At 45.3% G+C, this 14,695-nt stretch carries 10 protein-coding genes; all 10 read right to left on the reverse strand.

The features are described from left to right. Window positions 1-41 precede the first annotated feature (41 nt). Window positions 42-1,553, reverse strand: coding sequence for a sugar ABC transporter ATP-binding protein (locus MHI27_RS21145; protein WP_339266124.1), 1,512 nt, complete (start codon window positions 1,551-1,553; stop codon window positions 42-44). 145 nt (window positions 1,554-1,698) lie between these two features. After that, window positions 1,699-2,775, reverse strand: a complete 1,077-nt coding sequence (locus tag MHI27_RS21150) for a galactose ABC transporter substrate-binding protein (protein ID WP_143764073.1) — start codon at window positions 2,773-2,775, stop codon at window positions 1,699-1,701. A gap of 284 nt (window positions 2,776-3,059) precedes the next feature. Then, complete coding sequence (locus MHI27_RS21155) at window positions 3,060-4,082, reverse strand: substrate-binding domain-containing protein (protein ID WP_076284597.1); 1,023 nt, start codon at window positions 4,080-4,082, stop codon at window positions 3,060-3,062. Continuing rightward, complete coding sequence (locus MHI27_RS21160; RefSeq protein ID WP_405174663.1) at window positions 4,079-5,908, reverse strand: sensor histidine kinase; 1,830 nt, start codon at window positions 5,906-5,908, stop codon at window positions 4,079-4,081. Before MHI27_RS21160 ends, MHI27_RS21155 begins: the two co-directional genes overlap by 4 nt. 2 nt (window positions 5,909-5,910) lie before the next feature. Further along, window positions 5,911-7,563, reverse strand: coding sequence for a response regulator (locus MHI27_RS21165; RefSeq protein ID WP_405174664.1), 1,653 nt, complete (start codon window positions 7,561-7,563; stop codon window positions 5,911-5,913). A gap of 157 nt (window positions 7,564-7,720) precedes the next feature. Then, the gene (locus tag MHI27_RS21170) at window positions 7,721-8,185 is read right to left on the reverse strand and encodes a GNAT family N-acetyltransferase (protein WP_231573317.1); all 465 of its coding nucleotides are present in this window, start codon (window positions 8,183-8,185) and stop codon (window positions 7,721-7,723) included. After that, window positions 8,175-9,365, reverse strand: coding sequence for a formate-dependent phosphoribosylglycinamide formyltransferase (gene purT / locus MHI27_RS21175; RefSeq protein WP_339271732.1), 1,191 nt, complete (start codon window positions 9,363-9,365; stop codon window positions 8,175-8,177). Before purT ends, MHI27_RS21170 begins: the two co-directional genes overlap by 11 nt. A gap of 149 nt (window positions 9,366-9,514) precedes the next feature. Beyond that, the gene (locus MHI27_RS21180) at window positions 9,515-13,201 is read right to left on the reverse strand and encodes a dynamin family protein (protein WP_405174665.1); all 3,687 of its coding nucleotides are present in this window, start codon (window positions 13,199-13,201) and stop codon (window positions 9,515-9,517) included. A gap of 404 nt (window positions 13,202-13,605) precedes the next feature. Further along, window positions 13,606-13,872: a hypothetical protein gene (locus tag MHI27_RS21185; RefSeq protein WP_042129455.1), complete on the reverse strand. Its 267-nt coding sequence runs from the start codon at window positions 13,870-13,872 to the stop codon at window positions 13,606-13,608. Between the two features lie 25 nt (window positions 13,873-13,897). Further along, window positions 13,898-14,578: an endonuclease III gene (gene nth / locus MHI27_RS21190; protein ID WP_042190074.1), complete on the reverse strand. Its 681-nt coding sequence runs from the start codon at window positions 14,576-14,578 to the stop codon at window positions 13,898-13,900. Window positions 14,579-14,695 lie beyond the last annotated feature (117 nt).

Raw genomic sequence — 14,695 nt, forward strand, 5'->3', positions numbered from 1 at the left:
CCCCTTAAAATTACGCAAACATATTCTCCTATCCGTACTCCTTAATGCTGTGCAGCGAGACGCATAACTTCGGTTTCCGTAGCTTGCTCGCCTTCTAATATTCCTGTAAGCCGTCCTTCCGACATGACCATTACACGGTCAGACATTCCGAGCAGCTCCGGCATTTCAGAGGAGATCATAATGATACTCTTCCCTTGCTGCGCCAAGTCGGCAATTATGGAGTAAATCTCGAATTTAGCCCCTACGTCGATACCACGGGTCGGCTCGTCCAGAAGCAGGATTTCGGGCTCAGTAAGCAGCCATCTAGCAAGCAAGACCTTTTGCTGATTACCACCAGAAAGATTCATTATTAGCGTTTTGGTTGTAGGTGTTTTAGTTCGTAATTTTTCAATCATTTTATCGACTTCAACTTTTTTCTTCTTGCTATTCAGCAGGAAGTACGGTTTTTGATAACGATGTAGATTAGCAATCGCACCATTCTCATGAACAGACAAGACTGGAAATATGCCTGTTACACGACGCTCTTCGGTAAGCAAAGCCATTCCGTGTTTCTTAGCATCTTTCGGAGAATTGATAGTAACAACCTTGCCTTTAATAGAGATCGTTCCGGATTTCAAGGCTCGCAAACCGAACAACGCCTCAATTACTTCAGTTCTCTGGGCACCTACCAGACCCCCAACACCAAGGACCTCTCCACGTCTTAATTCGAAAGACACATCTTTAAAAGATCTTTCCTCCGGAGAGGTTAAGCCTTCCACTTTCATGTATACTTCACCAGGTACGTTGAAGCGTTCAGGGAAACGGCTGGTCAAATCGCGGCCCACCATTTTTGAAATGATAATATCTGTAGTTAATTCCGCCGCTGGCCAGGTTCCGATTTTTTTACCGTCACGCATAATAGTAACTTCGTCAGAGATTGCGAGAATCTCTTCCATTTTGTGAGATATATAGATAATAGCTACGCCTCTACTTCTGAGATCCCGTATGATCCGGAATAAATGTTCCACCTCCACACTGGTTAGGGAAGAAGTGGGTTCATCCATTACAATAACTCGGGAGTGAAAAGAGACAGCCTTCGCAATTTCAATGGATTGGATTTTGGATACGGAAAGCTTACCCACTAATGTTTCGGGATTCAGGTCGATATCCAGATCTTTAAACAAATTTTCCGTGTCAGTGAACATTTTCTTATGGTCAATAAACTGAATCGGTCCGATTCCCTTCGTTGGAAAACGTCCTAGCCAGATATTCTCCATAACACTTCGGAACGGCACGGGATGCAGCTCCTGGTGAATCATCGAAATACCACTTTTTAACGCATCATTTGAACTGCTGATGGAAGCCTTCTCGCCATCCAAAAAGATCTCACCGGCATCCGGTGAATAAATACCAAAAAGACATTTCATAAGTGTAGACTTACCTGCACCATTCTCACCCATAAGTGCATGCACCGAACCCGGTCTTACTTTTAAACTAACATCGTCCAGCGCTTTAACGCCGGGGAATTCTTTAGTAATGTTGTTCATTTCCAGCAAAAACTCAGCTTTTTCCATGTTGTTACGCCCCCTACGCTTTTTTTCTTTTTTATGAGAGGCACAGCGGTTCCATCCTGTTCCCTGCCTAAAAGAAATACCGAGGAGCGGTTATCCGCTCCCCGTGCTGTCATATGATCATGATTAACTCTGTAGCCGAGGTTAATTACTTAGCGTCAGCTATGTTGTCTTTCGTAATCTTTTTGTAGGAAATCCATACGTATTGGTTGTCAGTGATATCAAAGCCTACATTATCTTTCGAAGGCGTTTCGCCTTTAGCAAGCAGAGCAGCAACTGTGATGGCAGCCTTACCTTGGTTATTCGCATCATTTAGCACCGTACCGAGCATTGTTCCATCTTCCAGCGCTTGAATCGCAGGAGCAGTTGCATCCACACCTACTACCGGCATGAATTTGTCACCCGTAAAGTAGCCTGAAGCTTTCAGAGCTTCGATTGCACCGAGGGCCATATCATCGTTGTTAGCAAGAACCGCTTCAATTTTGTCGCCGTGGGAGCCAAGGAATGCCGCCATTTTTTCTTGTCCTTTTACGCGATCCCACATTGCTGTATCTTCAGCCAGCTTCTCTACCTTGATTCCTGCATCTTCGATAGCTTGAATAGAGTAAGTAGTACGAAGCTCAGCATCTTGGTGTCCTGGTTCACCTTTCAGCATTACATATTGGAGAACTCCGTCGCCGTTCTTGTCCGCTTCAGGATGTGCTTTCCAGTAGTCAACAATCAGTTGGCCGGACATTGTACCGGACTCTTCTGCTTTCGCACCTACATAATAAACTTTATCCCATTTCTTCATATCTTCAGGAAGCGGTTCGCGGTTAAGGAATACCACTGGAATGTTTGCTGTTTTTGCTTTTTCGATAATGACGCCAGCAGCTGTACGGTCAACTGGGTTAATCAGCATCCCGTTATATTTTTTAGTGATGAATAAGTCAACCTTGTCATTTTGTGTGGGTTGTGAATTTTGGCTATCTACGATATCTACTGTAGCGATGCCTTTAGCAGCACTATCGATAGCGTTACGAACACCTGTCATAAAAGTATCGTCAAATTTGTAAATGGCGACCCCAACTTTAGGCGTTTCTGTTGTAGTGCCCGAGTTCTCAGTCTTTGGAGCGTTAGTTGCCTTGTCTGTAGCACTATCTGTAGTTTTGTTGTTGCCACCACAGCCTGTCAGAGCAGCACCCAGCAAAGCACTAGCTAATAGAACGGAAGTGATTTTTTTCATTATTCATTGACCTCCTATTTATACTTCTTTTTTTTGTTTGCCCCTGATCGTCTCGGGTACATCCATATTATGCCTCACCTGAAAACGCTTGCGAATATAAAATCCTACTCATTACTATAAAAATTCTAATGAACCCAAGAAGAAATATAAGGATGATTTTCATTAAAAATTTATACTTTCTTATATTCTAAAATAAAAAACGAATACCGCCCCATTCAAGGATGGTATCCGTTACACGAAACGTATAAGCATAAACGCCTTCGGCGCCTATTTTAAATCAGCTTCTATCTAACAAACGGAAATAACAGCTTTTGATTCTCTGGCCACAGCATATTGTCCAAATCAATTAGCTTTGTTCCTGTATCGACGCGTTCTGGTACATCGATTCCTTCGATCACTTCAACGGCATGTTTTACAGCCAAATACCCGTTGCTAAAAGGATTTTGGATCACTGTTGCTTGAACAGTACCGTCCTGCAGCAATTCCATCATGGAAGGAGAGCTATCAAAGGCTACCATTTTTATATTTTGCAGCCCCCGACTTTGGATAGCCATTGCCGCCCCCTGTGAAGCAGTCTCATTCAGGCTCGCGATTCCCCGAAGATTCGGATGCTTCAGCAGCATCAGTTGTGTAAGATCTTCTGCATCCTTAATACTGGAGGTCGTGTATGAAATCTCAACCACTTGTATATTCGGATAACGTGCAGTGTAATTTAAAAATCCCTTCTCCCGCTCCTCCGCATCTCTTGCACCATACTCAATGCCGTTAGAAGACTCCAGCTTCTCACTCTGCGTTGAATTGGTGAAGTTAATAATGCCAACCTCGCCGTATCCTTTTAACAGCTTGATCAATCGTTCTGCAGATTTTTGACCCGCTTCATAGCCGTTCGAACCAATATATGTCCTTACTCTTGCTGAACCTACTTCCGCATCTACGGATATGACAGGGATTTTGGAATAAGCCGCCTGATCTACAACCTGAGCAAGCCCCATGTAACTACTTGCAGCTAAAATAATCACGTCTGCTTTTTCTTTTATGGAGTCCTGCACCATTTTCACCTGTTCTGTGATGTCACTCTCGGAGTCCGGAGCTTTGAAGGTTAATTTGACGTTGAATTCCTGCGCTGCAGCTTCTGCTCCCAATTTAACCGTATTCCAGTAATCGCCCCTGTTCATTTTCACAATAAGATGAATATTACGGGTCTTATTTGTGTTGATGTAATTGGGCGCTGAATTAAAACAAGAGGTAACTGTAGTCCATAACACCGCACACATTAACAAGGTTAGCCAAAAACGAAAGGTTTTCATGACGATGTCTCATCCCCCTTAAGCCCTTCATTGCCTTCGCCTTTTGCTAGTGCCGGGAAGATAAGGGTAACCGTAGTGCCTTCTTCAATTTCACTTTCAAAAGAAAGTCCATATTCACGGCCATAGTACAACTCAATACGCTCGTTCACATTTCTTACGCCTACCCCGGAACCACTCATACTCTTACTGCCGCCTGTCAAAATAACCTTCATAGTCTCCTTGGACATTCCTAATCCATTATCACTTATCCTTATAATGACAAGATTGTCCTTCAGTTCTGCTTGGATAGAGATAAAGCCTTCATCAGGCATCATTTCTATTCCGTGATACAAGGCATTCTCTACAATCGGCTGCAAAATCAGCTTAATCGTCTGACACTGCAGTACTTCATCTTGTGCAATGATCTCGTAGCGGAATTTATTTTTAAAACGAAAGCTCTGAATGACGAGATAATGACGAATATGATCAAGCTCTTCCTGCACGGTAATCATATTATTCCCTTTGCTTAGACTAATTCGGAAAAACTTAGATAAAGATTGAATCATTGTAACGACCTCCTCCGTCTTACCACGCTCAGCAAGCCGGATCACAGAGTTCAAAGTATTGTACAAAAAGTGTGGATTAATCTGGGATTGCAGAACTTCAAGCTCACCCTTACGTTTCGTCTCTTGTTCATAAATAATTTGATCCATCAATTGACGGATACGCTGTAGCATGAGGTTAAAGCGTTTAGACAACTGTTCTACCTCATAGGCGCCACTCACATCGATTCGAGTATTAAGATCCCCTTCTCCTACCTGCTGAAGTGTCCGTTCCAGCTTACGGATCGGGCGGGCAATTCGCGCAGACAAAACGACAGATACGATAATTACACATAAAATAACTACCGCTAAGAACCAGGATAAAAAGTTGTTCAGATCACGCTTGGTGGTCACGATCTCGTCATAATAAGCAACACCTACTATTTTCCACCCGGTTTGTTCTAACGTACGTACTGTAATAAATCGTTTTTCACCTGTAGACTCATCCAAATAGCTACGATAAGCATATTCCAATACCGGCTCCACATTCTCATACTTTAAACCAGCATAAATAAGCTGCTGCTGCGGATGATACACGATGTTGCCTAACTGATCGAGGATGTAAGCGTATCCTCTTTTACCAAGCTTAACCTGCTTACTCAGCTCATCTATGGTGCGAAAGTTAAAATCCATCAGGAGGATACCCGTTTTTAGGACTCCATTTTCCTGATATTGAATGAGTTTACTGATCGACACAACCCAAATATATTGACCTTTAAACAAGTTCTGAATATGGGGCGCTGAATAGGAGATCTCAGATGTTCTTTTGGCCGTTGTAAACCAGCTCTGGGTTTCTAATTGTGTGTTGCTGCGCAACTTCTGTCCTGCTGTACCCACGACGTATTTCCCCTGAGGAGTAAAAACCGCAGCAGAAACCAGATCCTCTCTACTTCCCATTAACATAGCCATTCTTTCCATCAGTAAAGCGGAGTCTACGGAGGGACTATTCGTAATTTGATCTTCTGCTGTTTCAAAAATATTTCGCATTCCTTTAACATAAAGCTCCAAATTGTAGTTCACTTGCTCAATAATCTGCTGCATATTCATATTGGCATTCTCTTCTGCTGTCTTCGCAAACTTGTTATATAGCATAAGGCTGACAACAACGGCTACAAGAACGGCAACGGATGTAAAAGTGAGCGTAATCGTTACTTGAATACTACGCAGCTTAGAGGACAACCGGCGTTTCCCCCCTGTTGGATGCTGCGGCCGCAGTCGAAAAGAATAGGGCTTTTCTTGCCGCATAACTACCCTCCTCTGGAGCTATTTTTATACTCTTTGGGAGACTGACCATATTTTTTACGGAAGCAAAAGCTGAAATAGTTAGGATCAGCAAAGCCAATTTTCTCGGCGATTTCAAAAGCCTTCAGTTCCGTGGAGCGTAAAAGTTCCTTTGCTGCCTCTAATCGGATTTGCAAGAGATAACTAACGAAAGTCATCTTCATTTCCTTCTTAAAAATACTGCTAAAATAACCCGTACTGATATGTAAATGCTGACAGACCTTTCCGATAGAAATATCCGATTCCTCATAATGGCTACGGATGTAATCTTTAGCTTCATCAATGAGCAGCTTATAGCTAGATTGGCGTTCTAAGGCAATAGAGTCCATTAGCCGGCTGCAGATCGTAATAATCCATTGCTTGGCTTCACTCATACTATTGAATTTATTCATCTCAGTTAATGAGGAAATGCCAGATCCAACGAACTTATCAGCATCACTACCGGACTCTTTGGCTACACGCAGGATGGATGTAATAATCTCCAGCAAAAAAATCTGATAATCCTGAGTAGATACCTGCTCAGCATTCAATCCGCCAAATAACTCCTCCACGACCTCCTTAAGCTCCTGTACGGTTCCCATCTTAATCGTTCGGATTAAGGACTGCTGGGTCAATTCATCATAGGCCAAGAGTGTATTCGAACGTGACTCCACATCCTCGATCCAAATGACTCTGTTATTGCCAAGAATGAGACGATAATCTAACGCTTGCATGGCATCTCCAAAGGAGTTAAATAGCATAGCAGGCGAGTGACAAACCGTTCCAGAACCAGCGGTTACCGTTAGCTTAAGAAACCGCTGCACATTGTGGCGGATTTCTTCTAGAATTTCAAAAGTCTTCCCCGTAATTTCAGTTTCTTCTCCTGCATCACAAATGGAAAGAAGCACTACCTCATCACGATGGATAAACACCCTGCCAAAATTATGCTTATTACATAATTCTTCTGCAATATTCAGCACAGCGAAGAGCTGTAAATTTCTCTCTCCCGTATCTCGCAAAGAAATTTGCTTACCTGCGGTAAGGCTAACCGTTTCCCGCTCTGGACGAATATAATCCACACTAATTACCGAGGCTTGGAACCATTTTCCATGTAGATCTATTCCGTATTCCGAACTTTTCTCGTCTATTTCATTCATTCGTAACTTGCGTGAAACTAGTGAAGATAAAAACTGCTCACGCAGCACAGGCAGACTTTTCCGATAATGCTCACTGAGTACAAAAACATTCTCCTTCTCTGCGATTTCAGCCTCTATAGTGGCTCTGACCTTTAGCAGAACATCAATCAGCTCCTGTGAAGAAAACGGTTTCAAAATATACTCATCGATTTGCAGTTTAATCGCCTTCTGTGCATATTCAAATTCATCATACCCTGTCAGAATAATGATCTTGGTATTAGGATGCCGCTCGCGAATCCATTCCGCCAGCTGCAGCCCGTTCATAAAAGGCATTTGAATATCAGTCACAACTACATCCGGGAGTAAACGATCTATCGCATCCGCTGCCTCTCGTCCATTCTCCGCCTGTTCTACAATTTCGAAGCCATAGTGCTCCCAATCAATCTGACTGATGACCCCTTCCCTTACATCTTCTTCATCTTCAGCAAGTATTAACTTGTACATTTCTCATCCCTCTTTGGACACGATTTATTTAACTGTCATAAAATTCATTCTATATGATTCAAACTATTCCATCTATGGTTAAGTTATTTAAATAGATTTTGAGCAAAAAAAACCATCCCGCCGTAGCTGGGATGGGGATGATCGGAACCTATAAGTATTATAGCAACGCTTTGTTAAAGCGATAGCCTGCTGTCTTTTCGAAACCTAGATGACGATAAAAAGCATGTGCCGGTGCGCGTTCTACGCGGTTACCACTTCTCAAGAAGAGCTGACAGCAACCTTGCTCACGTGCCCATTCTTCAGCTGCGGCCACAAGTCTTTTACCGAGTCCGTTTCCTCTGAGTTCTTCTGATACGATAAGTGCAGTAATCTCAGTGATACAATCTGTCTGTTTGTAATACGAGATTACCTGTCTAAGACCGACCATTCCCACAACTTCATTGTTTAGTTCTGCAACAAGCGTGCATTGGAGATGGTTATTCTCCATGCTTTCAAGTCTCTCTTTCATCACGCTAAGCGTTGTTGGATAGCCGAATTCACGCAGAAGCGCTGTCACTCTCTCCAGATCATTCAAGCCGCATTTGCGAATTTCCAGTACAGGTGCCATGGTACTACTGTTCATCCTCATTTACCTCCACTTTTAGCATAGACGCTGCCTGCTTGGCTACCGTCCGCGCGATTTCCACATTTTCCGCCGCACTTAATGCTACAGCCATCCGCCGCCCTGGACGGACTTCTGGTTTACCAAACACCCGAACCTGAGTCCTAGGTAGTTCCAAAGCTTCACCAATTCCGGTCACAACAAAAGCTCGTCCTTCTCCTTCAGCCTTCAGCGTAGCTGAGGCACCTGGTGTCAGTAATTGTACTGACTGGACTGGAAAACCAAGAATAGCTCTGACATGCACTGCAAATTGAGATAAATCCTGCGTTGCCATCGTTACCATCCCCGTATCATGAGGTCTAGGGGACACTTCGCTAAACAATACGCCTCGATCCGTCAAGAAAAGCTCCACTCCAAAAATACCAAAACCTCCGAGCTGATCGGTAACTGCCTTGGCAATAGACTGAGCTTCATCCAGAAGTTCCGCCTTCATAAAGTGAGGCTGCCATGATTCGACATAATCCCCGTCCTTCTGAATATGCCCAATAGGTGGACAAAATATCGTGCCAGACACGGACCGCACCGTTAAAAGTGTAATCTCGCTTTCAAAGGTAACGAATGCCTCTACGATAACACGAGTCCCTTTAGCTCTCGCTCCATCCAAAGCAGTGTTCCAGCATTCTTCCGCATCCTCCGGTCTTTTGCAAACACTCTGACCTTTACCGGAAGAACTCATAATCGGCTTGATGACACAAGGAGTGCCTAGTTCTGCAACGGCTTGATGCAGTTCTTCCAGACTATCTGCAAAACGATAATCCGCTGTTGGCAATCCAAGTTCTTCAGCAGCAAGTCGGCGAATGCCTTCTCTGTCCATGGTCAGACGAGCCGCTCGTGCGGTCGGAACAACGAAGAAACCTTCCTCTTCAAGCTCTTGAAGAGCATGAGTAGCGATTGCTTCAATCTCCGGAACAATAACATCCGGTTTTTCTGAGCGAATAAGCGTTTTAAGCGCCTCTGCATCCAGCATATCAATAACATGTGAACGATGAGCTACACCCATCGCTGGTGCATCGCTATAACGGTCTACAGCTACGGTCTCTACGCCAAGACGTTGAGCTTCGATTATGACTTCCTTACCCAGTTCCCCGCTGCCCAGTAGCAGCAGCTTGCGGCTTTGAGCTGAAAAAGGAGCTCCCCACATTGTCGATTTCAACCTCTTTCGGCAAATTGACTATCTCGTTTCCATAAATTTCTGAAAACAAAACAGTTTCATTGTATATTTTCAGGCTTCTTTATTTTCATCCATCATACGCCAGATTGCAAGTGTTCTTCGACAATTTCCTACAAATTTCAAAGATTTTTGTCTAATCTATCAACGAAAGATTGTTCCAAGAGAGATAATTGGTGACCTAATTGACCCCAATGATCTGCGGATTCACCCCCTTTAAGGAGATCTAACATCGCTTTCTCTTGCTCCGCTAACCCTTCTTGTAGGCGTTCTGCAGCAACCTTTAATTCTCTGGTTATGCAATCGACATAATGCGCAAGCAATTTTTTCTTCTGCTCTGCCGCCGCAACATTAACAGCTTCTTTCACAAGAGGCTCAGCCGCACCTTTGACTTGCTCCCGGCCAGCGCCTTCAAAGAAATAGCGAGGGGATTTGAAATATCCCCATAAGGTTGGCCATTCCACGGACTGAAGCTGGCATTCCAGCTCACTAGGAGAAGGCCATGCTGCTTCTTCATTCTCCATCAGATGAAACTCTTGAGTAGAGAAAAACAGCTCAGTAGCAGCCGCTTCAGCCGCTTCATGAACAAGTCTACGCCCGGTACTTTCTAGTCGCAGCGTTGTCGCCCATAGCTCTTGCTCCAATTCACGCTTAGTGGTACGCATCAGCTCTGCACCACACGCAGCGAAGATAGCTTTTAAATTTCCTGCGTCCTCACGTAATAATGAGGGGTGGAAAGATTCCTGAAAATTTCTGGTGAAGGAGAAGCTAATTCGTTGACAGACATGATAGATCAGTTCCTCACCTTCATGAACAAGATCTCTGCTAGGACGTTCTTCGGTCTCCAATAGGGAAAGTCTCTTCATAGCTAGCTGACGACGTTCTTGCATTTCTTTTAATCCTGCTTCACGCTCGTTTGCCGCCATGGAAGCGAGATTCTGCCACTCTTCCGCCCTGCGGCGAACAGATGCGATGCTCTCTGCAGCTGCGTTAAGTGAAAGTTGAGGAAGTTCATCTCCCGCAAAGCTTGATAAGGCTTGCTCAAAATGATGGAAACGGGAAGCCTCATAGCGTGCATAATCATGCTGGGTTTTCCCTTCCAAAGCAAGCAAGCTAGAGAGTGCATAAATTCTCGGCGAGCGTAAGCCGCCTGCACGTAAATTCTGAGCAACATGTTCTCGTACCTCTTCCAATTCATCTTCGCCTGAAGCAAGATCAGAAGCGTTGATAATAAAGAACATTTTATCAAGTGCAAAGCTATCTTTAATACGGCCTAGCTGCGCAAGCAGACCTCGATCTGCTTTTGAAAAGGCGTGGTTGTAATAGGTAACAAAACAAATCGCGTCTGCGTTTTTCATGTAATTAAAGGTTACGCCTGTATGACGAGCATGCAATGAGTCGGCTCCTGGTGTATCCACGAGTACAATTCCGCTTTCGGTCAATGGACAGGCATAATACAAATCAATCCCCTGCACAAAACAGGCTCGGGTCTCCTCCGCTACAAGGCCTCGGTATTCTTCTAAATCAACCGTTCGCACCGTTCCCAGCAAGGGCTCAGCTTCTGCCCAGCCAGCCGCTGCTGCCCTTAGAAATCCAGCATGTGGCAACGCAGAGGGATGAACTCCCCTAGCAGGCAAGCTTGCTAGAACTGTTGTCCATGAGTTTTGCTGTGGTTCTCCTAGTTGCAGCACACTGAAGGAATGGCAGATGTCATCCCAGAAATCTGCCATGGTCTTCATTGTGACAACCGCGCTGGCATGGCGGAAGTCACCTTCCGGCGCTAATATGCGGTTGACCGCAGCCGTGGCGGGATGTGGAGACACGGGCAGCACTTCTTCGCCGAGCAAAGCGTTGGCGAAGGAGGACTTACCCGCGCTGAATGCACCAAACAGCGCGAGGGTAAAGCGGCCGCCGGCGAGATCCTCCGCCCGTGCGGCCAGACTCCGCGCCGCCGATGCCATCGCTGGCTCGCGGCGCAGCAGCTCTGCCGCAGCCGCCAGCGCGTCAGCGGCTGCCGATAGCCGGCGGCGTCCGCCCGCCGGCGAAGCCGTTCCCGCCGCCCAATTTGCGGCGGCGGCACTTCCAGCCGCGACGTTTTGCGGCGGCTGGACCTCCCGCGGTGCGGCGCTCTGCGCAGCCGCTCGCGGGGTTACCCTCACCTCCGGCAGGATGCCGGGGGTGAGGGGCCGGCGCGGCGGCAGCAGCGCCGCGAGCTCGTGCGCGCGGGCAGCTGCCGCGCGGTCCAGCGCGGCTAGCGCGTCAACGGCGCGCGCCTGCCGCGCAAGAGCCTGTTCGCGGCGCTGGAGTACGGCACGCTGCTCCTCCATGAGCGGCGGCAGCTTCGCTAACAGCACATCGCTCACCGCTAACGCGGCACGGCGGAACTGGCTCTTAATATCAGCCGCAAGTGTGCGGCAGAAATTGAGCAGCGCCTCGCCGCTATACCCCGTTCCCGGCTTAACTGCAGCCGCCAGCCACTCCTGGCTCACCGCCGGGAACCCTTGCTTCAGAGTCGTCTCCGCCTCCTCCTCCCATAGCCCGAGATTCTCCGCCCAATCACGTACCAGCTGAATCAAATGCCATTCCAGCTGAGCGGAAACCTCTCGGGTCAACAGTCCTTGCCAGACTGCCAGTCGTTTACTTTGTTCCTTCTCCCGCCGTGCAGCCGTAGAGAATAACCCTAATCGAAACGTAGGGCTAGCACTTTCCATATAGCTTCCCGACGCCTCTCTTACATCTGCAGGCATTAGATTAGCATTATTAAGTAAGGTGTCTAGACCAGTTCGCAAACTTGCTCGTGACTGCTGAGGCAACGCCTCAAGTCGTTCCTTCTCTTCTTCGAGTGACTTCAGTTCATTCGTCACTGTCTCTGCATTCGTACCTTCTAGTTCTTCAAGGAGAGCTGCTCTTTCCTCCTGCTGATCTTCACGGAATGCAGTTAGAGAAGAATCCGCTGTATGATGAATAGAACGAGACAAGCTATATTGAAGCAGCTGTTCCTTTTGTTCCAACAGTTCGGTTATAAGGCTGAGTAGCTGATCCCAATGATTAAGAGGATGCTCTTTCTTTTTGAGAGAGGTGAATAGAATTCCCGCACAATGAATCCCCCATTGTTCAAAAGCATTTTCAAGTTGACGTTTATATTCCTCAATGGAAATCTCTTGTTCCCTGTGCTTATCGATCTGATTAACAATCAGATACAAAGGTTTACCCCAGTCACTAAGATTTTTAGCAAAGGCCAAATTATTCTCTGACTGTACATGGTTATAATCCATTACATAAAATACGACATCAGCTAAATGCAGCGCAGAGCGGGTGGCCGCCTGATGACCATCATCCGTCGAATCTACACCAGGTGTATCCAATAGTACGCCATCCTTGCCTAGCAGTGGTATCTCATTCCACACTTCAATTGCGGAATATTCACCACCATTTCGACAGTATTCTTGTAATCTTTCTGGAGTTGTCTCTATAGGAGAAGGATCATTTTTACTTCCTTCAACTCTAGGATAAATAAGCACTCGTGGAACTCCACTGCGAATAGAGACAATATTCGCACTAGTCGGCACAGGTCCAGAAGGCAGCACTGAACTGCCGCAAAGAAGATTGATCATACTGGATTTTCCTGCCGAAAAATGTCCGCAAAAAGCAAGGGTCAGCTCATTCCCACCCTCTTTATGTTGTAAATCTTCATATATACGTTCAGAGCCTTCATCACCCCAGCGATGCATTAATCCACGCAACTGGAAAAGCAGCGATGCCGTTTCACTTAATGTCTCTTTCTCGATTCTAACCTGTTCCGCTCTCACTGACTCTCCACCTCCACTGTTACCATCTAATCATGCTTTGAATATAACCCATTCAAGAATACGAAATCAGACTCATTTTTAAAATATAAGAAAGTAAAAATTTCACATTATCCTTATATTTCTCGCTTAAACGCTTACCGTCCTTATAAGGACGCCGAAGACGTTTATGCTTATTCAATGTTTATACAGGTGTAATTTCTGTGATGTCACGCAGAACCTTTTTTATAAATAATAATTACAGTTTATCACCAGTTTGACACAAATTAAATACACACTACTTACAAAATAACCTATCATCTCTTACGAAATGAGGTTATTCAAACATCTTTCTGCTTTTTCGCTAGAAAAGTAAGAAGCAAAAAAGGAGCCAACCCTAGGGCCGACTCCTTTTATCACTTCTAAATTTATGCAGTTTCCGAAACAGGCAACAGAATTTCGAATACTTTTCCGTGTTGCAGAATAGTCAAACCACGAGATTTATCTCTCATTACAACAACCTCAGGTTTCACTGACATACGCTCAAAATAGTGTTCAGGAACGTCACCGGAATGACTGATCGTGATACCTTCTACTTCTTGCTCTTCGTTCTCTTCGAGTGGGCTTTCCACTACGCGATCAAAAATATCCGAGAACACTTCAAAATTATCTGTGTATACAGAAATGCATTTCATCTCTATCCCATCCTCTTCTTCAACTCTAACTTTTTGGCGTATGATCTTTAGCTTTCCTGACAACAGCTGTTTTCATACGTTTTTTGCCCTCTCGACATACATCAAGGAGCGGGCAAACTTGACATTTTGGGTTCTGTGCCTTGCAGTGATATCGTCCGAAAAAGATAAGCCGGTGATGAGTGATCGTCCATTCGTCACGTGGCACAGCCTTCATCAGCTTCTTTTCCACTTCCAGCACAGAATCTTTCCAGCCTGCTAATGCAAGTCGTTTAGCAACCCTCTCCACATGCGTGTCCACTGCAATGGCAGGAACTCCAAAAGCATTGGATACTACTACATTTGCAGTTTTACGACCTACACCGGGTAAAGTTACAAGCAAGTCATGAGCCTCAGGCACCTCGCCACCATACTGTTCTATGAGTATAGAGCATAGGCTTTGAATATGCTTAGCTTTGTTACGATATAGGCCGATGCGCCGGATATCCCCCTCCAATTCCTCCAGCGGTACAGAAATATAATCGATGGGGGCTTTGTACTTTTGGAACAGGTCCACGGTCACTTTGTTCACCGTTGCATCCGTACATTGGGCTGATAACAGTACCGCTATCGTTAATTCAAAAGCGTTACTGTGATTTAGCTCGCAATGAGCATCAGGGAACAAGTCTCCAATCGTATCCAAAATGTGGCGGACCTCTGCAACTTTCATAGTGTCCCCTCCACGGAGCGATTACGCTCATTAAAACTCACATGAGCGTGTCATCTCTAATGTAAAGAAATATAAGCAAAGTCTGTATTATAACGTATGGTTTCATACATTTCAAGA

Source organism: Paenibacillus sp. FSL H8-0261 (assembly GCF_045040645.1).
Taxonomy (GTDB): Bacteria; Bacillota; Bacilli; order Paenibacillales; family Paenibacillaceae; genus Paenibacillus_AQ.

What these genes read in the sequence shown, in the direction of transcription:
- MHI27_RS21185 (WP_042129455.1), bottom strand. Translation starts at nt 13,872, where the DNA reads ATGAAATGCATTTCTGTATACACAGATAATTTTGAAGTGTTCTCGGAT.
- MHI27_RS21165 (WP_405174664.1), bottom strand. Translation starts at nt 7,563, where the DNA reads ATGTACAAGTTAATACTTGCTGAAGATGAAGAAGATGTAAGGGAAGGG.
- MHI27_RS21145 (WP_339266124.1), bottom strand. Translation starts at nt 1,553, where the DNA reads ATGGAAAAAGCTGAGTTTTTGCTGGAAATGAACAACATTACTAAAGAA.
- MHI27_RS21170 (WP_231573317.1), bottom strand. Translation starts at nt 8,185, where the DNA reads ATGAACAGTAGTACCATGGCACCTGTACTGGAAATTCGCAAATGCGGC.
- nth (WP_042190074.1), bottom strand. Translation starts at nt 14,578, where the DNA reads ATGAAAGTTGCAGAGGTCCGCCACATTTTGGATACGATTGGAGACTTG.
- MHI27_RS21155 (WP_076284597.1), bottom strand. Translation starts at nt 4,082, where the DNA reads ATGAAAACCTTTCGTTTTTGGCTAACCTTGTTAATGTGTGCGGTGTTA.
- purT (WP_339271732.1), bottom strand. Translation starts at nt 9,365, where the DNA reads ATGTGGGGAGCTCCTTTTTCAGCTCAAAGCCGCAAGCTGCTGCTACTG.
- MHI27_RS21150 (WP_143764073.1), bottom strand. Translation starts at nt 2,775, where the DNA reads ATGAAAAAAATCACTTCCGTTCTATTAGCTAGTGCTTTGCTGGGTGCT.
- MHI27_RS21160 (WP_405174663.1), bottom strand. Translation starts at nt 5,908, where the DNA reads ATGCGGCAAGAAAAGCCCTATTCTTTTCGACTGCGGCCGCAGCATCCA.